This is a genomic window from Streptomyces sp. NPDC052687, from assembly GCF_040678395.1.
Classification (GTDB): domain Bacteria; phylum Actinomycetota; class Actinomycetes; order Streptomycetales; family Streptomycetaceae; genus Streptomyces.
Genome location: NZ_JBFATR010000069.1, coordinates 1 through 24,754, shown reverse-complemented (window position 1 = coordinate 24,754; position 24,754 = coordinate 1). Strand labels below are relative to the sequence as shown.

Below are 24,754 nucleotides of genomic sequence, written 5' to 3'. Positions count from 1 at the left end.
GGGTCGGTCCGGCCTCGCCCGGCGGCATCCGCCCCACCACCCCGCATCACCCGGCGGCGTCCGCCCCGCCGGGCGGCACGGCGGCCCCGGTCCGGCCTCGCCCTGCGGCGTCCGCCCTCCATCACTCCGCATCACCCGGCGGCGTCCGCCGCGTAATGCCCGGCGGGGTCCGCCCGCCTCCCCGCGTGGCACCGGTCCGGCCTCGCCCCGCGGCGTCCGCCCCACCTCACCGCGCGGGGTCCGGCCCGCATTGCCGCGCGGGGCCGGCGGGGCCGCCCCGCGTCACCCCGCGGCGCCCGTGGCATCGCCCGGCGGCGCCCGTTCACAATGCCCCGCAGGGTCCCCGCTCACCCCGTGGCGTCCGCCACCCCCCGCGGCGTCCGTCCCGTTTCCCCCCGCAGTACCTCCGTCAGCGCCCGCAGCCTCGGTGAGGCCGTCAGGTCCTCCAGGGGTACCGGGCGTTCCTGGGCGTCGGCGATGGGCAGGCGCCAGTTCGGGTACTGGTCCCAGGTGCCGGGGAGGTTCTGCGGGCGGCGGTCGCCGATGCCGTCGGGGAGCCAGAGCCCGATCATGCGGGCGGGGGTGCGCAGCAGGAAGCGGTGGACGGCCTGTACCTCGGCCTCCTCCGACGCCTGGTCGGAGCCGCCGCCGGTGCCGGGCAGCAGGCCGAGCCGGGACAGGTAGGCCAGCCACTCCCCCGTGTCCGCCGCGGCCTCGGCGCGTTCGTCGGCGAGCGGGCGGGCGAGCAGGCCGAGCCGGTCGCGCAGGTCGACGTGTTCGCCGGTGAGCCGGGCGGCGGTGGGCGGCAGGTCGTGGGTGGTGGCGGTGGCGAGGCAGTCCGCGCGCCAGGCCTCGGGCGGCAGGGGGCGGCCGTCGCCGTCCCAGTCCCGCTCGAACCAGAGCACCGACGTGCCGAGGACGCCCCGCTCGCGCAGCCGCTCCCGCACGCCCGGCTCCACGGTGCCCAGGTCCTCGCCGATCACGATCGCGCCCGCGCGGGAGGCCTCCAGGACCAGGATGGCGAGCATGGCCTCCGCGTCGTAGCGGACGTAGGTGCCCTCGGTCGGCGGCTCCCCCTGGGGCACCCACCACAGCCGGAACAGGCCCATCACGTGGTCGATGCGCAGCGCGCCCGCGTAGCGGAACAGGGCGCGCAGCAGGGAGCGGTACGGCGCGTAGCCGGAGGCGGCGAGGCGGTCGGGGCGCCAGGGCGGCAGGCCCCAGTCCTGGCCGCGGGCGTTGAAGGCGTCGGGCGGGGCGCCGACGGACATGCCGGCGGCGAAGTACTCCTGCTGGGCCCAGGCGTCGGCGCCGCACGGGTGCACACCGACGGCGAGGTCGTGCACGATCCCGACCGGCATGCCGGCCTCGCGGGCGGTGCGCTGGGCGGCGGTGAGCTGGCTGTCGGTGAGCCAGGCGAGGCGGCTGTGGAACTCGACACGGTGCAGGAGGTCGGTGCGGGCGCGCGCGGTCTCGGCGGAGCGCGGGTCGCGCAGTCCGGCGGGCCAGTTCCGCCAGTCGGGGCCGTACACCTCGGCGAGCGCGCACCAGGTGGCGTGGTCCTCCAGGGCCTGGCCCTGGTCGGCGAGGAAGTCGCCGTAGGCGGCCCGGCGGCCGGGGCCGAGGGGGACGGCGCACAGCAGTTCCAGCGCCTCGCGCTTCAGTTCCCACACGGCGTCCCGGTCGATCAGGGCGCCCTTGTCGAGTACGGCCTCGCGCAGCCGGGCGGCCCGCTCCGGCAGGGCCCGCAGCCGGTCGCCGCCGGGCCCGCCGAGGGCGTACGCGTACTCGGGCACGTCCTCGACGCGCAGGTGGACGGGGTCGGGGAAGCGGCGGGAGGACGGGCGGTACGGGGAGGGGTCGGTGGGGGCGCCGGGCACGGCCGCGTGCAGTGGGTTGACCTGGACGAATCCGGCGCCGAGCGCGCGGCCCGCCCAGGCGGTCAGCTCGCCGAGGTCGCCGAGGTCGCCCATGCCCCAGGAGCGCCGGGACAGCAGCGAGTACAGCTGGACGAGCAGGCCCCAGGAGCGGCCGGGCGGGCTGGGCAGCCGGGCGGGGGCGACGATCAGGTGGGCGTCGGCGGTGCGGCCGTCGGGCGCGGTGGCGGTGAGGCGGTGCACGCCGGGCGGCAGCTGGTCGGCCAGGGCGTGGGTCTCGCCCTGCTCGGTCTCGACGCGCAGCCGGGTGCCGGGCGGCAGCGCGGTGAGGGCGTCCGGCGCGGGGCCGCCGCTCCAGCGGACCACGGTGGGCGGCAGCAGCCGCTGCCGCCGTGCGCGCTCTTCGGCGGCGAGCGCGGCGCGGACCGCCTCGGGGGTGCCCGCGTCGACGCCGAGCGCGCCGAGGGCGCGGACGACGGCGGCCGCGGACGCGGCGACCGTGCGGTCCGGGGAGGGCCGGTAGGAGGTGGCCACGCCGTGCAGCTCGGCGAGCCGGGCCAGCTCCTCGCCGGGGAGGGCGGCGGATGCGGATGCGGGGGATCCGGCCGGTTCTGCCGGGCGGGGCGCGGTCATCTACGGCCTCGTGGAGTCGGCGTCCGGGGCGGCGAGCGGGGGCTCGCTGGTGAGGGGTTCGGCGTACGGCAGCGGGGGTTCGCTGGTGAGGGGCGTGTGGGCGCAGGCGCTCTCGGCGCTGAAGGCGCACGGGGCGGGTTCGGCGGGGCGGTCCTCGGGCAGGTCGGCGGCGTGCTCCGCCGTGCGTTTGGACAGCGCGGGAAGGAGCAGGTCTGCCAGTGCCGTCACGGTGACCTCCTGGTCGGTCGCGGTCTCGGGCGCCGAGTACGGCGCCGAGGGGGTAACCGCAGCCCTACCCAGTGAGCGCGCGGGCAGACGCCCGGAGGGCGGACAACGCACTTCTCGTCACATTCCCGGTCCACCCACCCTCCCCAGATTCCGGCAATCCACGCATTACGGCCACTCCCGTTGACACCCTCACCCCCGGATGGTGGGCTCGTTCACCCGTGACGGAAGCCGTGCGCCGACGACACCGGAGGCGGAGGAGACCGAGGAGGGGGCCTGTGCAGGTGCGGCGTAGGAGGGGCGGCGCGGCCGCGCTCGCGTTCGCCGTCGTCGCCGGAGCGCTGGGGGGCGCCCCGGCCGCCGTCGCGGCCCCGCCCGCTCCGGACACGGCCGCCCGGACGCCGCGCTCGGCGTCCCCGGAGCCGTCCGTGTGGCCCCGGCCCCAGTCCCTGCGCGCCACCGGCTCCCCGGTCCGGGTCACCGACGAGGTCACGCTGGTCACCGACGGCACGGTGCCGGAATCCGACCTGGAGGCGCTGCGCGCGGTGCTGCGGGAGGCGGGCGCGCGCCGGATCACCCCGCGCCCGCCGGGCGGTCCGCTCCCGGCGGACGGCACCCTCGTGGTCCGCGTGGGCACGGAGCGCGAGCGCCCCGGCGACCGGGGCGCCCTGCCCGCCGGCGGCTACCACCTGACCACCGGCCCGGACGGCGTGGCCCTCTCCGGCGCGGGCGAGGACGGCGTCTTCCACGGCGTGCAGACGCTGCGTCAGCTGGTGCGCCCCGACGGCACGATCGCGGGCGCGGTCGTCCGCGACTGGCCCGGTACGGCCGTACGGGGCACGACGGAGGGCTTCTACGGCACCCCGTGGACGCACGCGCAGCGCCTGGCCCAGCTGGACTTCATGGGCCGCACCAAGCAGAACCGTTACCTGTACGCGCCGGGCGACGACCTGTACCGGCAGGCCCGCTGGCGCGAGCCCTACCCGGCGCAGCGCCGGGCCGAGTTCCGGGAGCTGGCCGAGCGGGCCCGCCGCAACCATGTGACGCTGGGCTGGGCGGTCGCGCCGGGCCAGGCGATGTGCTTCGCCTCGGACGCGGACGTGCGGGCGCTGACCCGGAAGCTGGACGCGATGTGGGCGCTGGGGTTCCGCGCGTTCCAGCTCCAGTTCCAGGACGTCAGCTACAGCGAGTGGCACTGCGACGCGGACACGGAGCGGTTCGGCTCGGGCCCCGGGGCGGCGGCGCGGGCCCACGCGCGCGTGACGAACGCGGTCGCCCGGCATCTGGCGGAACGTCACCCCGGCGCGCCGGCCCTGTCGGTGATGCCGACCGAGTACTACCAGGAGGGCGCGACCGCGTACCGGCAGGAGCTGGCGGGGGCGCTGGACGCGGACGTGGCGGTGGCGTGGACCGGCGTCGGGGTGGTGCCCCGCACCATCACGGGCCGCGAACTGGCCACCGCGCGGGAGGTGTTCCGGCACCCCCTGGTCACCATGGACAACTACCCGGTCAACGACTACGCGCCCGGCCGGGTCTTCCTCGGCCCGTACACCGGCCGGGAGCCGGCCGTCGCGACCGGCTCGGCGGCGCTGCTGGCCAACGCGATGGCGCAGGCCACGGCCTCCCGCATCCCCCTGTTCACGGCCGCCGACTACGCCTGGAACCCGCGCGCCTACCGCCCCCAGGAGTCCTGGCGGGCCGCGATCGACGACCTGGCGGGCGGCGACGAGGACCGCCGGGCCGCACTCGCGGCGCTCGCCGACAACGACGCGTCCTCGGTGCTCGGCGGCGAGGAGTCGGCGTATCTGCGGCCGCTGATGGAGGACTTCTGGCGCACCCGCGCCCGGGGCGGCGAGGAGGCCGAGCGCCGGCTGCGGGCCGCCTTCACGGTGCTGCGCGAGATGCCGGACCGCCTCGCCCGCACCGCCCTGGCGGAGGAGGTCGGGCCCTGGACCCGGCAGCTGGCCCGCTACGGCGAGGCCGGTACCACCGCGCTCGACCTGCTGCGCGCCCAGCGCGCCGGCGACCCGGCGGCGGCCTGGACGGCGTACCGCGCCCTCGGCGCGCTGCGGACCCGGCTCGCCGCCTCCCGCGTGACGGTCGGCGAGGGGGTGCTGGACCCGTTCCTGGCGCGGGCGCAGCGGGCGTACGAGACCTGGGCGGGCCTGGACGGCGAGCCGGCGGTGAAGCCGGGCGGTTCCGCCGACGGGCGCACGGTCCGCTTCGCGCGCCCGCGCGCGCTGAGCGCGGTGACCGTGCTGAGCGAGCCCGGCACCGCCGGCACGGTCGAGGCCCGGCTGCCCGGCGGCGGCTGGCGCCCGCTCGGCTCCCTGGACGCCTCCGGCGCCACGGAGCTGCCGGCCCGCCTGCGCGCCGACGCCGTGCGCGTCACCGGGCCCGCGCCGTCCCGCGTCCGGCACCTGGTGCCCTGGTACGCCGACGCGCCCGCCGTGTCCCTGGCGCCGGAGCGCGCCCGGGTGGACGCGGACCTCGGCGGCACCCGGCGGATCACGGTCCGGCTGGCCTCGCTGCGGCCGCAGGAGGTCCGCGGGCGGCTCACGGTCGAGGCGCCGGAGGAGATCGGTGTCCACGCCCCGCGCGGCGTCCTGGCCCTGCCGCGCGGCACGGACGTCGAGGTGCCGCTCGACCTCCGCATCCCGCGCGATGCGCCCGCCCGCGCCTACGACGTGACCCTCGCCTTCGGCGGTGTCACCCGCACGGTCACCGTCCGCGCGGTCCCGCCCACCGGCGGCCCCGACCTGGCCCGCGCCGGCACCGCCCGCTCATCCGGCGACGAGACCCCCGACTTCCCGGCGTCCGCGGCGAACGACGGCGACCCGGCCACCCGCTGGTCCTCCCCGGTGGACGACGGCGCCTGGTGGCAGGTGGAGCTGGCCGGTCCGGTGCGGCTGGGGCGGGTGGTGCTGCACTGGCAGGACGCCCACCCGTCGGCGTACCGCGTCCAGGTCTCCCCGGACGGGCGCCGCTGGCGCACCGCCGTCACCGTCCGCGACGGCCGCGGCGGCCGTGAGGAGCTGCGGATGGACGAGCGGGACGTGCGGTTCGTGCGCGTGCAAGGGGACAGGCGGGCGACGGAGTACGGCTACTCGCTGTGGTCGGTGGAGGCGTACGCGGTCCGGGACTGACCCGGACCGGGCGGCCACTCGCGCGAGCGCGGGGAACTTCCGCACCCTTTCCGTGATCTTTCGGGCCTTCCCACAGCCCACTATTCACTCAGTACATGTACTCAGTGCATACTGATCATCATGAGCACCCGCCACATCCTGCTCGGGCTGCTCGCCGCCGGTCCCAGCCACGGCTACGACCTCAAGCGACGGCACGACGAACGCTTCCCGCAGGCCCGCCCGCTGGCCTACGGGCAGGTGTACACGACCCTGCAACGACTGGTCCGCGACGGACTGGCCGAGATCGACGGCACTGACGCCGACGGCGGCCCCGAGCGCACCCTGTACCGCTCCACCGAGAAGGGCACCGCCGAACTGGCCCGCTGGGCCGGGGAGGTCACCCCGCCCGCGCCGTTCGTCGCGAACGAGATCTTCGCCAAGGTCGTCGTCGCGATCCTCTCCGGCGGGGACCCGGACCGCTATCTGCGCGAGCAGCGCGCCGCGCACATGGCGCGGATGCGTGAGCTCACGGCGGTGAAGACCGCCCCGGGCGCCGATCTGTCCACGGTCCTGTCCGCCGACTACGCCCTCACCCACCTCGACGCCGACCTGCGCTGGATGACGACCACCGCGGCCCGGCTGACGACCCTGACCGCGGAGGTAGACCACCGATGACAGCCGAGCACACCCCCGGCACACCACTGCTCGCGGCCCGTGGCCTGATCAAGGCGCACGGCCGCACGGAGGCCCTGCGCGGCGCCTCCGTCGAGCTGGCGGCCGGCGAGATCCTGGCCGTCACCGGCCCGAGCGGCAGCGGCAAGTCCACCCTGCTGCACTGCCTCGCCGGCATCGTCCGGCCCGACGCGGGCGCGGTGACCTACGGCGGCGAACGCGTCGACCGGCTGCCGGAGGCCCGGCTGAGCGAGCTGCGGCGCACCGAGTTCGGCGTGGTGTTCCAGTTCGGGCAGCTGATCCCGGAGCTGACCGCGCTCGACAACGTGGCGCTGCCGCTGCTGCTCGGGGGACTGACGCGCCGGCAGGCGCACTCGGTGGCCGGGGAGTGGCTGGAGCGGTTCGGGGTGCGCGGGCAGGAAGGGCTGCGGCCGGGCGAGCTGAGCGGCGGGCAGGCACAGCGGGTCGCGCTGGCGCGCGCCCTGGTCACCAGCCCCAAGGTGGTCTTCGCCGACGAGCCGACCGGCGCGCTGGACTCGCTCGCCGGGGAGCAGACCATGACCGCGCTGGTGCACGCGGCGCGCGAGACCGGCACGTCCGTCCTGGTGATCACGCACGACGCCCGGATCGCGGCGTACGCCGACCGCGAGGTCGGCCTGCGCGACGGCGTCGTGGTCGCGGAGGGCGCGGACGCGCTGGGGGTGACCCGGTGAGCACGGATCTGCGACTGGCCCGGCTGCTGGTGACGGGCTCGGACCGGCGGGAGTGGTGGCGGATCGCGCTCACCGCCTTCGGGGCGCTGCTCGCCACCGGGTTCGCGCTGGCGGCGGCGGTGCTGGCCGCCCTGCGGGGCAGCTACGACGTGGCCGTCGGCAACGGCCTGCTGGACCACCCCGGGGAGCGCTCCGGCGTGATCGTCGCCCTGCTGCTCCTGCTGGTCCCGGTGTTCGGGTTCCTCGGGCAGTGCGCGCGCATCGGCGCCGTCCACCGCGACCGGCGGCTGGCCGGGCTGCGGCTGGCGGGGGCCACGCCCTGGCAGGTGCGGCGGATCGCGGCGGCGGAGACCGGGCTGGCCTGTGCGCTCGGCTCGGCGGTCGCCACCGTCTTCTCGGTGCTGCTCCTGCTGGGCGAGTGGAACCGGCCCCCGGCCCTGGTGTGGGCGGCGATCGCGGTGGTCGCGCTCGCCGTGCCGGTGGTGGGCACCCTGGTGAGCGTGCTCGCGCTGCGCCGGGTCGTGGCCTCGCCGCTGGGCGAGGTGCGCCGGGTGCGGGCCGAGACCCGGCCGGGGCGGGCGTTCGCCGCGGCGGCGCTGCTGTTCGCGGCCGTGGCGGCCGGCGCGGTCCACCGGATGTCCGCCGGCCAGCGGCCCGGCGGCCCGGCGGGCCCGGTGCTGGTCCTCGGCGCCGTCGTGGTGGTCGGCGCGGCGGCGGTCTGGCTGGTGGGCGCCACCGCGCGGCTGACCGGACGGCTGCTGGCCGCCCGCACCGACGACCCCGCGGTGCTGATCGCGGCCGAGCGGCTGCGCGACGACCCGTGGGCGGCCGCCCGCACCCACGCGGCGGTGCTGCTGGTGACCGTCGTCGGCACCGGCTTCGTGGGGGTGCGGCAGGCGCTGCTCGAGGTGGTGGAGTCGGACAAGTACCTGGCCGAGAGCAGCGGCTTCTACACCACGGGGCTGAACCTGACGGCCGCCGCGATCGGCGTCGCCCTGCTGATCGTCCTGTCGGCCCTCGCCGTCGGCACCGCCGAGTCCCTGGCCACCCGCCGCCGGGGCCTGGCCGCCCAGGCCGCCGCCGGGGTGCCGCAGCGCGTGCTGGGCCGGGCGCTGCTGCTGGAGACGGCGCTGCCGCTGGCGCCCGCGGTGCTGCTCGCGGGTATCGGCGGCATGGCGATCGGCACCGGGTACGTCCTGCTCACCGACGACGGCGGCAGCCGTTCGGTGCCGTGGGCGGCGCTGCTCGTCCCCGTCGCCGTGTACGTCACCTGCCTGCTGGCCGCGGCGACCTCCCTGCCGCTGCTGCGCCGGTCGGTGCGCCCCGGCGAGCTGCGGTACGCGTAGTCCCGCGCGCAGGCCGGCCGGACCCGGCGCGCATCGTACGAGGGGAGCCGTACGCGTGAACCCGCGCGGAGGCCGACCGGACCCGGCGCGGGCCGTACGACGGGAGCCGTACGCGTAAACCCGCGCGGCGACCGACCGGACCCGGCGCGGGTCCTACGGCGGGAGCTGCTACGCGTAGTCCCGCTCGGCGGGCCGCGCCGCCCCGCGGGACCGGGGTGGACGGGGGTCTCCCCGGTTCCGCACGGGCGGGGCGCGAGCCGCACCGGATGCGCGAAAGCCCGGACCGTCAGGCGGAGATGCCGTCGATCCGGGCCAGCGCGTCGTCCGCGCCGAACGGCTTCAGATACGGCAGCCAGCGCGGGTCCCGGTGGCCGGTGCCGATGATGCGCCAGGCCAGACCGGAGGGCGGGGCGGGTTTGTGGCGCAGCCGCCAGCCGATCTCGGTGAGGTGGCGGTCGGCCTTGACGTGGTTGCAGCGGCGGCAGGACGCCACCACGTTGTCCCAGACGTGCTTGCCCCCGCGCGAGCGCGGGATGACGTGGTCGACGCTGGTTGCGACGCCACCGCAGTACATGCACCGGCCTCCGTCGCGGGCGAACAGCGCCCGGCGGGTCAGAGGAACGGGCCCCCGGTAGGGAACCCGCACGAATCGCTTCAGCCGGACCACGCTGGGTGCGGGGACTGTGACGGTCGCGCTGTGCAGATAGGCGCCGGACTCCTCGAGGCATACGGCCTTGTTCTCGAGGACGAGGACGAGCGCGCGGCGGAGCGGTACGACGCCGAGGGGCTCGTACGACGCGTTGAGGACCAGGACATGCGGCACGGATGCCTCCTTGTACGCCGGCGGCGCGTGGCTCGCGCCGGGACGATCTGCAGCCAGTCTCCCCTCAGGCCAGGTGAACGCGCCACCATGTCCCGGTAACGGGCTGGGAGTGTTTTCGACCACATCTGATTCATCCCCCAGGTGGGGACCTGTTCAAGCCCGGGTGAGTGTTGTCTCTCCCGCGCGAACCGGGCCGTTCCGCGCGCAATGCCCCGTTAGTGTGGTGGTTCTGCCCGTCCGGTGACCTTTCCGTGACCCGAACGCCTCGGACGACCCACGCCCCGAACGACTCCGCCGGAGGCAGACCGCTGCACCTGGAGGTACCCGCCGTGTCCCTGTCCGCCGTCCTGCCGGCCGCCGGCCCCTCGCCGACGCCGTCACCGTCCGAGTCGACCGCACCGAAGGTGCCCACGCTCCAGGACGCCCAGGAGAGCGCGACCAACGCCGCCAGCTGGGTCGAGGAGAACTGGTCCACGTGGCTCGCCATCGGCCTGCGGGTGCTGCTGATCGTGGTGATCGCCGCGGTGCTGCGGGTGGTGGTGCGGCGGGCGATCACCAAGCTGATAGACCGGATGAACCGCACCGTGCAGGCGGTGGACGGCACCGCGATCGGCGGCCTGCTGGTGAACGTCGAGCGCCGCCGGCAGCGCTCGCAGGCGATCGGCTCGGTGCTGCGCTCGGTGGCGAGCTTCCTGATCCTCGGCACCGCCGCCCTGATGATCCTCGGCACCTTCCAGATCAACCTGGCCCCGCTGCTGGCGTCGGCCGGTGTCGCGGGCGTGGCGATCGGTTTCGGCGCCCGCAACCTGGTCACGGACTTCCTGTCCGGCGTGTTCATGATCCTGGAGGACCAGTACGGCGTCGGCGACCAGATCGACGTGGGCGTGGCCTCCGGCGAGGTCATCGAGGTCGGCCTGCGGGTGACCAAGCTGCGCGGCGACAACGGCGAGATCTGGTACGTCCGCAACGGCGAGGTCAAGCGGGTCGGCAACCTGTCCCAGGGCTGGGCCACCGCGGGCGTCGACGTCACCGTCCGCCCCTCGGAGGACCTGGACCACGTCAAGGCGGTCCTCACCCAGGTCGGCGACACCATGGGCAAGGAGGAGCCCTGGAACGAGATGCTGTGGGGCCCGGTGGAGATCCTGGGCCTGGACAGCCTGCTGCTGGACTCCATGGTCGTGAAGGTGTCGGCGAAGACCATGCCGGGCAAGTCCCTGACGATCGAGCGCGAGCTGCGCTGGCGCATCAAGCGCGCCTTCGACGCCGAGGGCATCCGGATCGTCGGCGGTCTGCCCGCCCAGTCCGACGGCGAGGCGGAGGCGGACCCGACGGCGGGCATGGCGCCCCCGTCGGCGTACGCCAGCACGACCTCGCCGCAGTCGGCGGCGGCCTCGCCGCTGACGCCGCCGAGCACGACGAAGTAGCCGCACGCACGACCAGGGCCCTCCCCGTGAGGGCCCTGGCTCTTGACGCGCCCTTCCCGCCCGGCTAGCTTCGCCATCCAACAGGAAACCTTCCTAACAATCGCCGTCACGAGGACGCCCACGCCCATGGCAGGCACCCCGCGCACCCTGCGCGCCATGAACGACCGCGCCGCCCTGGACCTCCTCCTGGAGCACGGCACCCTCTCCCGGACCCGGATCGGCAAGCTCACCGGCCTGTCCAAGCCGACCGCCTCCCAGCTCCTGGCCCGCCTGGAGGCCGCCGGACTCGTCCTCGCCACCGGTACCAGCGAGGGCCGCCCCGGCCCGAACGCCCAGCTGTACGCGCTCAACCCGGCCGCCGCCCACGCCGCCGGCCTCGACGTCACCCCCGAGCGCATCCGCGCCGCCGTCGCCGACATCACCGGCCGCACGATCGGCACCCACGAGGTCCCCACGCCCGGCAAGCGCCCGGACCGCCCGGTCGTCCGGCAGGTCGCCGACGCCCTCGACGGCGCCCTGAAAGCGGCCGGGCTCACCCGCGACGCCCTGCACCGCCTGGTCATCGGCACCCCCGGCGCCTTCGACCCGAACACCGGCCGGCTGCGCTACGCCTCGCACCTGCCCGGCTGGCACGCGCCCACCCTGCTCGCCGAACTCGCCGCCGCGCTGCCGATGCCGGTCGAGTACGAGAACGACGTCAACCTCGTCGCCGTGGCCGAGCAGCGCCTCGGCGCCGCCCGCGGCCACGAGGACTTCGTCCTGCTGTGGAACCAGGAGGGCCTGGGCGCCGCCCTGGTCCTCGGCGGCCGGCTGCACCGCGGCTGGACCGGCGGCGCCGGCGAGGTCGGCTTCCTGCCGGTGCCGGGCACCCCGCTGGTCCGCCAGGTCACCCGGGCGGGCAGCGGCGGCTACCAGGAGCTGGCCGGCTCCCAGGTCCTGCCGGCCCTGGCCCGCGAGGCCGGCCTGACCGACCTGCCCGGGGGCTCCCACGCCGAGGTCGCCGCCGCCTTGCTGACCCGCGCGGCACAGCACCCCGACGACGCGCGCCACCAGCGGCTGCTGCGCGCGTACGCGACCCGCCTCGCCACCGGTCTCGCCTCCCTGGTCTCCGTCCTCGACCCGGAGCTGGTCGTGCTCAGCGGCACCTCCCTCACCTGCGGCGGGGAACCGCTGCGCGCCCTGGTCCAGGCCGAGCTGGCGGAGCTGGCGGCGGCCCGCCCCCGGCTGGTCACCGGCACCGTCACCGAACACCCCGTGCTGCGCGGCGCGCTGGAGAGCGCCCTCGCGGCCACCCGCGACGAGGTGTTCGACACCTCGCGCTGAACCGTCGCGCACCCCGACCGGACACGCACGCAGTGAAGGGCTGGCACCGTATGAGACTCACCGTGGTAGGCGGCGGTTCGACGTACACCCCCGAACTGGTCGACGGCCTCGCCCGGCTCAGGGACACCCTCCCCGTCGACGAGCTGGTCCTCATGGACCCGGCGACGGACCGCCTGGAGCTGATCGGGGCCCTCAGCCGCCGCATCCTCACCCGCCAGGGCCACCCCGCCCGCGTCGTCACCACCTCCGACCTCGACCGGGCCGTGGACGGCGCGGACGCGGTCCTCCTCCAGCTCCGGGTGGGCGGCCAGGCAGCCCGCGAGCAGGACGAGACCTGGCCGCTGACCTGCGGCTGCGTCGGCCAGGAGACCACCGGCGCGGGGGGCCTGGCCAAGGCCCTGCGCACGGTCCCGGTGGTCCTGGACATCGCCGACCGCGTCCGCCGCGCCAACCCCGGTGCCTGGATCGTCGACTTCACCAACCCGGTGGGCATCGTCACCCGCGCCCTGCTCCAGGCCGGCCACAAGGCGGTGGGCCTGTGCAACGTCGCCATCGGCCTCCAGCGCAAGTTCGCCGCGCTCCTCGGCGTACCGCCCGCGTCCGTCCACCTCGACCACGTCGGCCTCAACCACCTCACCTGGGAGACGGCCGTACGCCTGAACGGCCCCGACGGCGAGGACGTCCTGCCCCGCCTCCTCGCCGCCCACGGCGACACCATCGCCGCCGACCTGCGCCTGCCCCGCGCCCTCCTGGACCGCCTGGGCGTGGTCCCCTCCTACTACCTGCGCTACTACTACGCCCACGACGAGGTCGTACGAGAACTGCGCACCAAACCGTCACGGGCGGCCGAAGTGGCCGCCATGGAACGCGAGCTGCTCACCCTCTACGCCGACCCCGCCCTGGACACCAAACCGGACCTGCTCGCCCGGCGCGGCGGCGCCTACTACTCGGAGGCCGCCGTCGACCTGGCCGCGGCCCTCCTCACGGGCACCGGAAGCCCGTACCAAGTGGTCAACACGCACAACAACGGCACGCTCCCCTTCCTCCCCGACGACGCGGTCGTCGAGGTCCCCGCCACCGTGACCGCCGCCGGCCCGGTCCCCCTCCCCGTCTCCCCCGTCTCTCCCCTGTACGCGGGCCTGATGGCCGACGTCACCGCCTACGAGCACCTGGCCCTCGAAGCCGCCCTCCACGGCGGCCGCGACCGCGTCTTCCGGGCCCTCCTCGCCCACCCCCTCGTCGGCCAGTACGCGTACGCCGAGACCCTCACCGACCAGCTGATCGCACACAACCGGGAGCACCTGGCGTGGGCCTGACCGGACACGTCCTCGCCATCGACGCGGGCAACAGCAAGACCGACGTCGCCGTCGTCACCACCGACGGCACCGTCCTGGCCACGGCCCGCGGCGAGGGCTTCCGCCCACCCGCCGTGGGCCTCGACACGGCACTCGCCGCCCTCACCGCCACGGTCCGCCGCGCCCTCGACACCGCCGGCGTCACCGCCGTCACCCATGTCTCGGCCTGCCTGGCCAACGCGGACCTGCCGGTCGAGGAGGACACCCTCACCGCCGCCCTGCGCGCCCGCGCCTGGGGCACCACCGCCGAGGTCCGCAACGACACCTTCGCCGTCCTGCGGGCCGGCGTCACCGAACCCCTCGGCGTCGCCGTCGTCTGCGGCGCCGGCATCAACTGCGCCGGCATGCGCCCCGACGGCCGCACCGCCCGCTTCCCCGCCCTCGGCCGCATCTCCGGCGACTGGGGCGGCGGCTGGGGCCTGTCCGAGGAGGCGCTGTTCCACGCGGCCCGCGCGGAGGACGGCCGCGGCGCGCCCACCCGCCTCGCCACCACCCTCCCCGCCCACTTCGGCCTCCCCACCATGTACGCCCTTATCGAGGCCCTCCACCTCGGCCACATCCCGCCCGCCCGCCGCCACGAACTCACCCCCGTCCTGTTCGCCACCGCCGCCTCCGGCGACCCCGTCGCCCGCTCCCTCGTCGACCGCCTCGCCGACGAGATCGTCACCATGGCCACGGTCGCCCTCACCCGCCTCGACCTCCTCACCGAGCCCACCCCCGTCGTCCTCGGCGGCAGCATCCTCGCCGCGCGACACCCCCGACTCGACACCCGCATCCGCACCCTCCTCACCGACCGAGCCCCCCGAGCCGTCCCCCACGTCGTCACGGCCCCCCCGGTCCTCGGCGCGGCCCTCCTGGGCCTTGACCACCTCCAGGCACCCCCGGAGGCCCAGTCCCGCCTGCAGGCCCACTTCACCGGCTGACCGAGCCCTCGCGGGAAGCAACGCCCGGCAGCCGGAGGCCCTCCCCTACGCGAGGCCGACCGGCCGCAGGCTCTCGTAGCGGTCGCACAGTTCACCGAGGGCGTACGCCAACTCGACGGCCTGCTCAGCCGCCCCATCCGGCCCCGGCCCCACGGCGACGCTCAGCTTCTTGCGCGCCGCCCATACGGCGACCAGTCCGCCGTTGCGCAGCGGGTAGTACCGGGGCAGCTTCCGGGCGGCCTGCTCGACCACGGGCACGATCAGCTCGATGTGGCCGCGCAGCGCGCTGGCCAGCACGTCCAGGTCCGCACCGCTCGGCGGCTGCGCACCGGGACCGATCACGCGGCGGACCGTGTCGCGCATCGTCACGAGGTCCACCGGAGGGATGCCGTCCGCCACGCTCACCGAAGCCCGCCCGCCTTCCCGTGGCACGGGCACCCGCACCGCCGTACGAGCAGGGCACGGCTGGAATGGGGCAGCGGAATGTCCCCGGTCCGGCGGCACTTGCCGTGCATGTCCCGGTAGTCGGGCCGCTGCGCCAGCGTGCATTCCGCCGACAGGCCGGTGCCGGTGGCGGTCGCGTCGAGGGTCACGGCAGCTCACCTCGCGACCGCGCGTTGGCCACCGACACCCCGGCGCGCAGCGCCTCGCTCACCGCGACGGGCCGCAGCCGGCCTGGCTCCGCGTCCCACTCGCACCCACCGCCGACCGGCCGCAGCTGCACGTACGGCCCCTCGAAGCCCATCACCTTGCCGGTCTTCCCCACCCCGGTGTCCTCGACGAGGTCTCCGAGCCGCGGCTCACACGTCACCGCCACCGCCCACCCCCCGCAGCGCCTGACTGGGCGGTCGCGTAGATGCCCGCCCCCAGGCAGGCCACGTAGGGCCGGACGAGGACGCCCGTCGGTTCGCACGGGGGCGGGGTGTACCGCCTCCGGCGGTGGCTGCGGACGGCAACGGGCCGCGCGCCCCGGACGTCCGGCGACGGCTGCGGGGAGGGGGTGAGCCGCACCCCGCACGGGCCGAGGGCGCGGCGATGGCGCCCGGGGACTCGGGGTCCGAACAGAATCGCTCTCACCCATTCGAGTGTTCGTGGTAGGAAATCCACTGTCGACGCTCCTCCATAGCGTTGGCCATGCCCGGGGGCCGTTGCACGCGGCCGCGGGGGTTTAGGGCTTGTGTGGACGGCCGGGACGTGACACACGGCAGGGCACGATCGCCGTGCTTACCGAGGAGACCGGCGAGCCGGCGCAGGTCGTCGGCGTCCACACGCAGACGATCCCAAGAGTTCTGACCAGGCGGGATCCGACAACCTATGACACGGAGTTGATCTTGACTCGTGCGGTGACGATCACAGGCACCCGCAGCACCGGGCACCGAGGCCCTGAGGAGTACGCGGCCCTGTTCGCCGGCTATCTGCGCCCGTTCGCCGACAGCGCTCACTTCCACATCGGCGGGGCCAAGGGCATCGATTCCCTTAGTCTGCTGTGGATCGCCGACCACACGGCAGCGGACATCACCGTCGTCGTCCCCGGGACCGTGGATCAGCAGCCGGCCGAGGCGCGGCAGGCGATCGCCCGCGTCCGTGACCGCATCAGGGAGATCGTCGAGCTTCGGGCGCCGGAGCTCGGGTCACCGGCCTACCACGCGAGAAACCGCTGGATGGTCGACCGCAGCAGCATGACGATCGGCTTCCCCAAGGGTGACGATCCCGCTTCGGGCACATGGCAGACCCTCAACTACACAGCCGATCAGGGGAAGCCCCGTCTGATCGTGCCCGTGTGACCGTTTCTCGGAGCACCATGGACGGCATGGACCGCATGGACGACAGGGCCGCAGGGGCGGCGGCGCTCAAGCGGTTGCGGAAGCGGCGCGGTCTGTCCCTCGCCGCCTTCGCCCGCGTCCTCATCACGATCGCCGAGAGCCTGCACCAGCCGCCGCTCCCCGCGGTCGCCAGCGTGCAACGATCTGTGGCCCGCTGGGAATCCGCCAAACCGACGGTGCCCGACGAACGGCATCAGCTCCTCCTGGCGCACCTCTACGCACGCACACCGGGCGGCGACCTCGCGCTCGGCGCCGGCTCCGACTTCGCTCAGTACCTGGAGGTGCTCGGACTTCTCGGCGAGGGCGAGCAGCGCGTCGCCGACCTGCGCACCACGGTGCTTCGCGCGGCAACTGACCCCGGCGGAAGCATGCTTGCCCTCCTGTCCCCGGAGGTCAGCGCCGGTCTGGCCGCTGCTCTGCACGATCCGGCACGCACCGATGAACGGACCCTGGCCGGACTCGCCTCCGTCGTCGCCGACGTCAACGCCCAAGTGGGCTCGCTGCCGATGGCGCGACTCCAACTGCTCCTCGCTCCAGCGGTGGAGGCTGCTCGGCGCCTCCTGAACGGACCGGTACCAGACCCGCTCATGGCCCCTCTCCGCGAGGTGGCGGTCGCCGGCATGACGCTGGCCGCGCGGCTGGCGTTCGAGACACGGGACGACACCGCTTCGCGTGCCCTCTACGCGGAGGCGTCGCAGCAGGCGAGAAGGCTCGCCGAGCCGTGGCGGCAAGCCGACGTCCACATGAGCCACGCGCTGACCAACCTGTATGCCAGGCGAGGGCTTGACGAAGCACGACGGCTCGTCGACGAAGCCGTTCGCGCCGCACGCACGGGGCAGAGCGCACTGGTGCGCGCCCGAGCCCACGCCCTCCAAGCCGAGTTGGCGGCGCGCGCTGGGCACAAGCGGCAGGCCCGGACCGCGCTCGGGCTCGCCTGGTACGACATGGAGACCGATCACGCGGGGGACCCCGCGCCGACCAGCTTCTCCCCCGGCCACCTGCGCGGCTTCGAGGGCGTGTGCGAGCTGTACGTCGGTGACCCGTCGAAGGCTCACGACCGGTTCGCCCGGTCGGCCTCCACCCTCGCTGCTCCCAGGGAGCGGGTGCAGCAGGCGATCGTCAGAACCGACCAGGCACTCGCCCGCATCCGGCTCGGTGAACCGGAGGCTGCCGCCGCCCTGCTGCACGACTGCGTGGACGCGGCGTCCGCTACGGGCGGTCGGGTACCGGCACTGCGCCTGAGAAGGGCACGGCAGGAGCTGGTGCCGTGGCGGCGGGAGGACTGGGTGGCCGACCTCGATGACCACATCATGGACGTGTTCGGCGCCTGACCGGCCGTCCACATCCGGATCCGGCCTGCTCCCGCCAGGCACCGGCAGCACGCCACCCCGCCTCCGACGGCACCCCCGGGCGCCCCACCTCGAAAGGGAACCGATCCACCCCCACCGGCGTATTCACTGCAAGGGGAGCGCCGCACGACCGCACGACCGCACACCGCACACCGCACCGCGCCACACCGCACCGCACCACACCGCCCCGCATGGCGATCCCGTCAAGACCGAGCCGCACCCGGTGCGGATGTCTCTCCGGGCAGCGATACTTGCGGCGACAGATGACCATGGGGGAGGTCGAGCGTGAGCGTGACGACCACGCCGAACGGCGCCCGCGCCGCGGCACCACCACCACCGCACCAGCCACAGCAGCAGTCACCGCCGCAGCAGCAGCCACCGCGCCGCACCGCCTTCGCCGAAGGCTGGGACCACCTCCGGGCCTCCGCCACCACGGAACCCGGCCGCCTGCGCATCATCGGTGCCGTCCTCGCCGCCCTCGTCCTCGCCTTCGGCACCGTCACCGCCTGGCAGACCACGGCCCGCACCACCGCCGCCGACGACGTCCTCGGCAACAGCCAGCCCCTCACCTCCGCCGCGGCCGACATCTACCGTTCCCTCGCGGACGCGAACACCGCGGCGTCGAGCGGCTTCCTCGCCGGCGGCCAGGAGTCCGAGGAGACCCGCGAGCGCTACGAGAAGGACATCCGCACGGCCGCCGCCAAACTCGTCACGGCCGCGAACAGCAGCGACCCGGGCTCCCCCTCCGCCCGCACCATCGCCACGCTGAACAGGCTCCTGCCGGAGTACAAGGGCCTCATCGAACGCGCCCGCGCCAACAACCGCCAGGGCTACCCCCTCGGCGGCGCCTACCTGCGCCACGCGAACGACACGATGCAGACCCGGATGCTCCCGGCCGCCGAGGCCCTCTACACCTCCGAGAGCCGCCGCCTGCGCGCCGACTACGCCGACGCCACCCCCTACCCCTGGGCGGCCATCGCGCTCGGCGCGACCACGCTCGCCGCCCTCGCCTGGGCCCAGCACCGCACGTACCGCCGTACGAACCGGGTCCTGAACCACGGCCTGGTCGCCGCCACCGCGGCCACCGCGATCGCCCTTCTGTGGCTGACCGTCGGCCACACCGTCGCCCGCGCCGGCCTGAACGACTCCTACGACCACGGCATCCGTTCCCTGGACGTCCTGCACGACGCCCGCATCGCGTCCCTCAAGGCGCGGGGCAACGAGAACCTGACGCTGGTCAACCGCGGCGCGGAGACCGTGGAGGTCGCACCGGGCGAGTTCGACGACAAGTTCGACGTGGCGTACCGGGCGTCGATGAAGGACCTGGCCGAGGGTCTGGCCGAGGCCGCCGCGCTCGCCGACGACGACCGGGGCAAGGCCCCGGTGCGGGCGGCCACCGGCAACATGGACGTCTGGCAGGACCGCCACCGGGAGGCCCGCGAAGCCGACGACGCGGGCGACTACCAGACGGCCCTCGACAGGATCATCGGCGCGAAGAGCGAGCAGCCGACCGGCGAGTGCTTCGACAGCGTCGACCGCAACCTCCAGGCGGCGATCGCCCACGAGGAGCGGGAGTTCGAGCGGTCGGCCGGTGACGGCAGGGACGCGCTGACGGGCCTGGCGGCGGGCGCCGCGGTCCTCGCCGTGCTGGGCGCGGCCGGCGCGCTGGTGGGCATAGGCCGCAGGCTGTCGGAGTACCGGTGAAGGGACCGACGATGACCGGACGAACCCACACCGCCGCGAGCGCGGGACCGGACGCCGGGACCGGCCGCCCCCACCGCCCGCCGGCGGCCCTGAAGGGCTGGGGCGGTGTCACCGCGATGGCCGCGGTCTGCGTCCTGACCCTCGTCCTGGCCCTGCTCCTGCCGCACACCCAGAGCAGCCGCACGGACGCCACCGCCACGGCCGGGCAGGGCGGCACGGAGGCGACCGTCGCCAGGGCCGAGGAGTGCGAGGACCCGGAGGACCAGAGCCTTTCCCCGTCCACCGCCGAGGGCGACGCGGTCGCCGCCGTCAAGCGGCGCGGCTACCTGTCGGTCGGCGTTGACCAGAACAGCTACCGCTGGGGCTACCGCAACCCGAACAGCACGGCGAAGACCGTCGAGCTGGAGGGCTTCGACATCGACCTCGCCCGCCGCATCGCGGAAGAGCTCCTCGGCGACCCGGACCGCATCCGCTTCAAGGCGATCCCCACCAACCAGCGCATCCCGGCGATCAGGAACGGCCAGGTCGACATGGTGGTCCGCACGATGACGATCACCTGCGCCCGCCTGAAGGAAGTCGCCTTCTCCGCGCCGTACTTCCTCACCGGCCAGCAGGTCCTGGCCCCCGTCTCGTCCACGGTGAAGGGCTACGACGACACCCTCGCCGGCAAGCGGATCTGCTCGGCGAAGGGTTCGACGGCGTACGAGAAGCTGGCCGAGGACCGCGCGAGCGGCGGCCTGCCCGCGTCCGCCGACATCTCCACCACGGTCCCCAACCAGCTGGACTGCCTGGTCCGGCTCCAACTCGGCGAGGTGGACGCGGTGGTGACGGACAGCGCGCTCGCCGCGAGCCAGGCCGCGCAGGATCCGGCGGTGGAACTCAAGGGCAGGCGCTTCACGACCGAGTACTACGGGGTGGCGATGAAGAAGGAGGCCCCGGATCTGGTACGCCGGGTCAACCGGATCCTGGCCGACTACCGCGAAGACGGCGGATGGAAGGCGTCGTACGACAAGTGGCTGTCGCCGACGCTGGGTAGGGACTCGGAGTCGGCTACCCCGCCGGCGCCGGATTACAAGTAACGAGCCCCAACCGCCAACCCCCCATAGAGCAAGCGAGAGGTGATCGATGGGCGTCACGGGAACCTCCGGTCCGGTCATGGACAGGGACGAGGTGGACCGTGCGCTGGCGCGGCTCGGCGCCGAGCACGAGGCCATTGAGACCTCGCTGCTCGCCCTCCAGGACCACGCGGGCCGCCGCCTGCTGGAGGGCGCCGAACTGACGGGCGTCACCAAGGAACGCTGGGCGGCGACGGAGGCGTCGATCAGCCTGCTGTGGACGTGCTTCGACGCCTACACGGACGCGTTGCGCACCGCCCGCGAGATCCGCGCCCGCCGCCGCTGGTCCAGCCGCGAGGACCTGGTGGCCCTGACGGAGCTGCTGCGCGGCGAGTCCGTCACGGTCGCGGGCGGCGAGGCGGCCCGCCTCAGCACCCGCTACTCCCTGGCCGCGCTCGTGGACCGGATGAACGAGCTGTACGCGGCCTCGCTCGACATGGTCGTGGCCGCCGACGCGGTCTGGTCGGCGCTGCCCGCCCGGATCGACCTCCTGGCCGCCGAGCTGCAACGCACCCGCACCCTGGCCCACTCGGTGGGCGTCCGCCCCGGCGAGCACCCGGCGGGCGACGACCTGGAGCGCATCACCCGCACCCTGACGGCCCTGCGCGCGCAGGTGATCTCCGACCCGCTGGCCTTCTGGCGGCCCGCCGAGGGCAGCAGCGCGCCCGGCGGCGGCAAACCGGACACCACGGTGTACGACCGGGAGGCGCGCGCCCTGGAGGACGTGCGCCGGGAGATCGACGCGGTCCTCACCGTCCGGCAGGACGCGGAGCAGCGCCTGATCAGGCTGCGGGACGTGCTCTCGCGCGCCGACCGCACCCTCGCCGAGGCCCGCACCGCGCGCGGGGAGGTCCTGGCGAAGATCGCCGCGACGGAGGTCCCGGTGGTCAGCGGCCCGCCGACCGTGCTGCAGGAGCAGTTGGCGACCGCCGCCGAGTACCGCAGGACCGCGCAGTGGCACCGTCTCTCCCCGCTCCTGGAGTCCTTGGAGCAGAAGGCGGAGGACGAACTGCTGCGCGCCCGCGAGTCGCTGACGGCGGTCACCGCGCCGCTCGCGGTCCGCGCGGAGCTGCGCGGCCGGCTCGACGCGTACAAGGCAAAGGTGGCCCGGCACGGCCTGGCGGAGGACCCGCTGCTGGTGGAGCGGTACGACGCGGCGCGCCGCATGCTGTGGAGCGCGCCCTGCGACCTGCGGGTCGCCGAGCAGGCGGTGCTGCGCTACCAGCAGGCGGTGGCGGAACTCCTCGGCACCCCGCGGATCCCGCCGCAGGGCGGCCCCGCGGAGGACGCCACTCCGCACGGCCGCGATCCGGGGACACACAGGGGGGATTCCTCGGCATGACCGGAACACCGAGCACCTGTCAGCGCCCCGGCTGCGGCGGCGCGTACGAGGACGTCGGCGGCGGCGAGCTGTACTGCGACACCTGCGGGCTCGCCCCGGTGGTGTCGCCGACCGGCCTGGTCGGCTCGCCGCCCACCGGGGTGACCGGCGGCGGCGACGCCCCGGCGGGCAGCCGCAGCGCCCGCTCGGCCGGCAGCGGGGGCGGCTCCCCCACGTCGGCGCGGTCGTCGGTGCGGTCGGCGGGGTCGGCGCAGTCGTCGCCGTCGTCGAGGTCGCGCCGCTCGGTCTCGGGCCGCCTGTCGCGATCCGTGCCGGGCAGCGCCTCCAACCGCTCGGTGTCGGTGCGCGGTTCGGCCTCCGGGTCCACCTCCGGCGGCCGGGGGCGGCTGGGCGCGGGCCTTGTGCAGGTCCCGCAGGTGCCGCGGCCCGACCCGCGCGCGATGGTGCTGGCGAACCCGGAGGTGCCGGAGCGCAAGCGGTTCTGCTCCCGCGCGGACTGCGGTGCCCCGGTGGGCCGTTCGCGGGGTGACCGCCCGGGCCGCACGGAGGGCTTCTGCACCAAGTGCGGCCACCCGTACTCGTTCGTGCCGAAGCTGCGTTCGGGCGACATCGTGCACGGCCAGTACGAGGTGGCGGGCTGCCTCGCGCACGGCGGCCTGGGCTGGATCTACCTCGCCGTGGACCGCGCGGTCGCCGACCGCTGGGTGGTCCTCAAGGGCCTGCTGGACACCGGCGACCAGGACGCGATGGCGGCGGCGATCTCCGAGCGCCGCTTCCTCGCGGAGATCGAGCACGCCAACATCGTGCGGATCTACAACTTCGTCGAGCACCTGGACCAGCGCACCGGCTCCCTCGACGGCTACATCGTCATGGAGTACGTCGGCGGCAAGTCCCTCAAGGAGATCGCCAACGCCCGCCGCACCCCCGACGGCCGCCGCGACCCGCTGCCGGTCGAACAGGCCTGCGCGTACGGCATCGAGGCCCTGGAGGCCCTCGGCCACCTGCACAGCCGCAACCTGCTCTACTGCGACTTCAAGGTCGACAACGCCATCCAGACCGAGGACCAGCTCAAGCTGATCGACATGGGCGCGGTGCGCCGCATGGACGACGACGAGTCCGCGATCTACGGCACGGTCGGCTACCAGGCGCCCGAGGTCGCCGAGGCCGGCCCGTCGGTGGCGTCCGACCTGTACACGGTGGGCCGCACCCTCGCCGTCCTCACCCTCGACTTCCAGGGCTACACCAACGTCTACGCCGACTCGCTGCCCGACCCCGACACCATCGAGGTCTTCCGGCAGTACGAGTCCTTCTACCGCCTCCTGGTCCGCGCCACGGACCCGGACCCGGACCGCAGGTTCACCTCCGCGCAGGAGATGGCGGAGCAGCTGACGGGCGTCCTGCGCGAGGTCGTCTCCCTCCAGACCGGCCGGGCCCGCCCGGCGCTGTCGACGCTGTTCGGCCCGGAACTGCGGGTGACCGACACGGAGATGTTCCCCCCGCAGGCCGGGGAGGTGTCGCGTCTGGGGGCGCGCCCGACCGGCCCGCGCGCCGCCTCGCCGCCGCCCTCGCTCCCGCCCGTCCCGGGCGGTACGCCGTCCCTGGTCAGGCCGGTGCCGACGGCCGCCGCCGCGCTCGCGCTGCCCGTCCCGCACGTGGACCCCGCCGACCCCAACGCCGGGTTCCTGGCCGGTCTGCTGACGTCCGCGCCGGCCGAGCTGATCGCCGCGCTGACCGCCGTACCGGCGCAGTCGGCGGAGACCAGGCTGCGGCAGGTGCGCGCGTGGCTGGAGAACGGGGACACGGCGACCGCGCTGACCGTGCTGGCCGCGCTGGAGGAGGAGCGCCCCGACGACTGGCGGGTGGTCTGGTACCGGGGCGTCGCCTCGCTGGTGACCGGCGACCACGAGGGCGCGGCGCTCGCCTTCGACGCGATCTACGACGCGTTCCCCGGCGAGACGGCGCCCAAGCTGGCCCTCGGCCTGTGCGCGGAGGTGCTGGGCCAGCTGGACAACGCCGCCGAGTACTACCGCCTGGTGTGGTCGACCGATCCGAGCTGTGTGAGCGCCGCGTTCGGCCTGGCCCGCGTCCAGCTCGCCGCAGGCGACCGGCGGGCCGCCGTCCGGACGCTGGAGTCGGTCCCGGAGGCGTCCATCCACTACACGGCCGCCCGCGTGGCCGCGGTCCGGGCCCGGCTGCGGCAGCGCACGGCCACCGCCTCCGACGTACCCTTCCTGGAGGACCTGACGGCCGCCGCGGGGCAGGTCGAGGCGCTCGACGCGTACGGTCTGGACCCGACGCGGCGCGAGCAGTTGGCCACGGAAGTGCTCGGCAGCGCCCTGGACTGGATACTCTCCGGGGGCCAGGGTTCCGTCCCTTCCGCCGCTGGGGGACGGACGCTGCTCGGCAGCGACCTGGACGAACGGGGCCTGCGCTTCGGGCTGGAACGTTCGTACCGCACGCTGGCACGGCTGGCGCGGAGCGGCGAGGAGAGGATCGACCTGGTGGAACGTGCCAATCGTTACCGCCCCCGGACGTGGGTGTAGTTGATGTCGCAGATGCCGCCCCGGCAGGCCGCCCTGACGCAGTGCCCGAGCTGCGCGGAACCGCTGGAACAGGGGGACCGTTTCTGCGGTGCCTGCGGATACGACCTGTCGGCCGTACCGCCACGCCCGCGGGACATCCCGCCGCCGGCCTCACCCGCACCGCCGGGGCTCGCCGGCACCTCGCTGCCTCCGGGGTACGCCCCGCAGCCCGGCGCGGAGGCCACGCTGCCGCCGGAGTACGGCCAGGCACCGGCCGCCCACCCCGCCACCCCCGCCGTACCCGCGCCCGCGCCCGCGCCGCACGCCAACGGCCCGATGCCGTACGGGAACACGCCGCCCCCGCCCTCCGTCCCGGCGCCCCCGGCTCCCCCGGCCCCGCCCGCACCCCCGGCGCACGCCCCGGCATCTCCGGCGCCCGACGCGCCCCCGTACCCGCCCG

Annotated in this window: 20 protein-coding genes; 15 read left to right on the top strand and 5 right to left on the bottom strand. The window is 75.1% G+C overall.

What is annotated here, in order from left to right; genetic code table 11:
- Window positions 1-347: 347 nt before the first annotated feature.
- Window positions 348-2,510 (bottom strand): 4-alpha-glucanotransferase, encoded by a 2,163-nt coding sequence (malQ, locus tag AB0K92_RS31600; RefSeq protein WP_365928604.1) that lies wholly within the window; start codon window positions 2,508-2,510, stop codon window positions 348-350.
- Complete coding sequence (locus tag AB0K92_RS31595) at window positions 2,511-2,738, bottom strand: hypothetical protein (RefSeq protein WP_165998637.1); 228 nt, start codon at window positions 2,736-2,738, stop codon at window positions 2,511-2,513.
- A gap of 275 nt (window positions 2,739-3,013) precedes the next feature.
- Here AB0K92_RS31595 and AB0K92_RS31590 point away from each other — a divergent pair, with 275 nt between their 5' ends.
- From AB0K92_RS31590 to AB0K92_RS31575, 4 genes are all read left to right on the top strand, one after another.
- Entirely contained in the window at window positions 3,014-5,881 is a 2,868-nt protein-coding gene (locus AB0K92_RS31590) for a beta-N-acetylglucosaminidase domain-containing protein (RefSeq protein ID WP_365928602.1), read from the top strand.
- A 120-nt stretch (window positions 5,882-6,001) separates the two neighbouring features.
- A complete protein-coding gene (locus AB0K92_RS31585) occupies window positions 6,002-6,535 on the top strand; it encodes a PadR family transcriptional regulator (RefSeq protein WP_365757435.1) in 534 nt (177 codons plus the stop codon).
- Window positions 6,532-7,245 carry an ABC transporter ATP-binding protein gene (locus tag AB0K92_RS31580; protein ID WP_365928600.1) on the top strand — a complete coding sequence of 238 codons (714 nt, stop codon included), beginning with the start codon at window positions 6,532-6,534 and terminating at the stop codon, window positions 7,243-7,245. The genes AB0K92_RS31585 and AB0K92_RS31580 overlap by 4 nt, the downstream gene beginning before the upstream one ends.
- Window positions 7,242-8,591, top strand: coding sequence for an FtsX-like permease family protein (locus AB0K92_RS31575; protein ID WP_365928598.1), 1,350 nt, complete (start codon window positions 7,242-7,244; stop codon window positions 8,589-8,591). The genes AB0K92_RS31580 and AB0K92_RS31575 overlap by 4 nt, the downstream gene beginning before the upstream one ends.
- Before the next feature lie 286 nt (window positions 8,592-8,877).
- Here the strand turns inward: AB0K92_RS31575 and AB0K92_RS31570 are convergent, their stop codons facing one another.
- Window positions 8,878-9,414 (bottom strand): HNH endonuclease, encoded by a 537-nt coding sequence (locus AB0K92_RS31570; protein ID WP_165998646.1) that lies wholly within the window; start codon window positions 9,412-9,414, stop codon window positions 8,878-8,880.
- 329 nt (window positions 9,415-9,743) lie between these two features.
- Between AB0K92_RS31570 and AB0K92_RS31565 the strand changes: the two genes are divergently transcribed.
- The 4 genes from AB0K92_RS31565 to AB0K92_RS31550 all read left to right on the top strand — a co-directional run bounded on the left by AB0K92_RS31565 (window position 9,744) and on the right by AB0K92_RS31550 (window position 14,439).
- A complete protein-coding gene (locus AB0K92_RS31565) occupies window positions 9,744-10,838 on the top strand; it encodes a mechanosensitive ion channel family protein (RefSeq protein WP_365928596.1) in 1,095 nt (364 codons plus the stop codon).
- Window positions 10,839-10,964: 126 nt separating this feature from the next.
- Window positions 10,965-12,161 (top strand): ROK family transcriptional regulator, encoded by a 1,197-nt coding sequence (locus tag AB0K92_RS31560; RefSeq protein WP_365928592.1) that lies wholly within the window; start codon window positions 10,965-10,967, stop codon window positions 12,159-12,161.
- A 50-nt stretch (window positions 12,162-12,211) separates the two neighbouring features.
- Entirely contained in the window at window positions 12,212-13,477 is a 1,266-nt protein-coding gene (locus AB0K92_RS31555; protein WP_365928590.1) for a 6-phospho-beta-glucosidase, read from the top strand.
- The gene (locus AB0K92_RS31550; RefSeq protein ID WP_365928588.1) at window positions 13,468-14,439 is read left to right on the top strand and encodes a BadF/BadG/BcrA/BcrD ATPase family protein; all 972 of its coding nucleotides are present in this window, start codon (window positions 13,468-13,470) and stop codon (window positions 14,437-14,439) included. The genes AB0K92_RS31555 and AB0K92_RS31550 overlap by 10 nt, the downstream gene beginning before the upstream one ends.
- A 45-nt stretch (window positions 14,440-14,484) precedes the next feature.
- Here the strand turns inward: AB0K92_RS31550 and AB0K92_RS31545 are convergent, their stop codons facing one another.
- Window positions 14,485-14,844 carry a DUF6415 family natural product biosynthesis protein gene (locus AB0K92_RS31545; RefSeq protein WP_365928586.1) on the bottom strand — a complete coding sequence of 120 codons (360 nt, stop codon included), beginning with the start codon at window positions 14,842-14,844 and terminating at the stop codon, window positions 14,485-14,487.
- 184 nt (window positions 14,845-15,028) lie between these two features.
- Window positions 15,029-15,250 (bottom strand): hypothetical protein, encoded by a 222-nt coding sequence (locus tag AB0K92_RS31540; protein WP_365928610.1) that lies wholly within the window; start codon window positions 15,248-15,250, stop codon window positions 15,029-15,031.
- A gap of 478 nt (window positions 15,251-15,728) precedes the next feature.
- On the opposite strand from AB0K92_RS31540, the gene AB0K92_RS31535 reads away from it, so the two are divergent.
- From AB0K92_RS31535 to AB0K92_RS31505, 7 genes are all read left to right on the top strand, one after another.
- On the top strand, window positions 15,729-16,223 hold the full coding sequence (locus AB0K92_RS31535) for a hypothetical protein (protein WP_365928608.1): 495 nt from the start codon (window positions 15,729-15,731) through the stop codon (window positions 16,221-16,223).
- Window positions 16,220-17,593, top strand: a complete 1,374-nt coding sequence (locus AB0K92_RS31530; protein WP_365928584.1) for a hypothetical protein — start codon at window positions 16,220-16,222, stop codon at window positions 17,591-17,593. The genes AB0K92_RS31535 and AB0K92_RS31530 overlap by 4 nt, the downstream gene beginning before the upstream one ends.
- Window positions 17,594-17,896: 303 nt before the next feature.
- A complete protein-coding gene (locus AB0K92_RS31525; RefSeq protein ID WP_365928582.1) occupies window positions 17,897-19,315 on the top strand; it encodes a hypothetical protein in 1,419 nt (472 codons plus the stop codon).
- A 116-nt stretch (window positions 19,316-19,431) separates the two neighbouring features.
- Entirely contained in the window at window positions 19,432-20,394 is a 963-nt protein-coding gene (locus AB0K92_RS31520; protein WP_365928606.1) for a glutamate ABC transporter substrate-binding protein, read from the top strand.
- A gap of 46 nt (window positions 20,395-20,440) precedes the next feature.
- Window positions 20,441-21,772, top strand: coding sequence for a hypothetical protein (locus AB0K92_RS31515; protein WP_365928580.1), 1,332 nt, complete (start codon window positions 20,441-20,443; stop codon window positions 21,770-21,772).
- Window positions 21,769-24,315 (top strand): tetratricopeptide repeat protein, encoded by a 2,547-nt coding sequence (locus AB0K92_RS31510; protein WP_365928578.1) that lies wholly within the window; start codon window positions 21,769-21,771, stop codon window positions 24,313-24,315. Before AB0K92_RS31515 ends, AB0K92_RS31510 begins: the two co-directional genes overlap by 4 nt.
- Before the next feature lie 3 nt (window positions 24,316-24,318).
- The coding region (locus AB0K92_RS31505; RefSeq protein WP_365928576.1) for a zinc ribbon domain-containing protein at window positions 24,319-24,754 on the top strand (436 nt) is incomplete at its 3' end.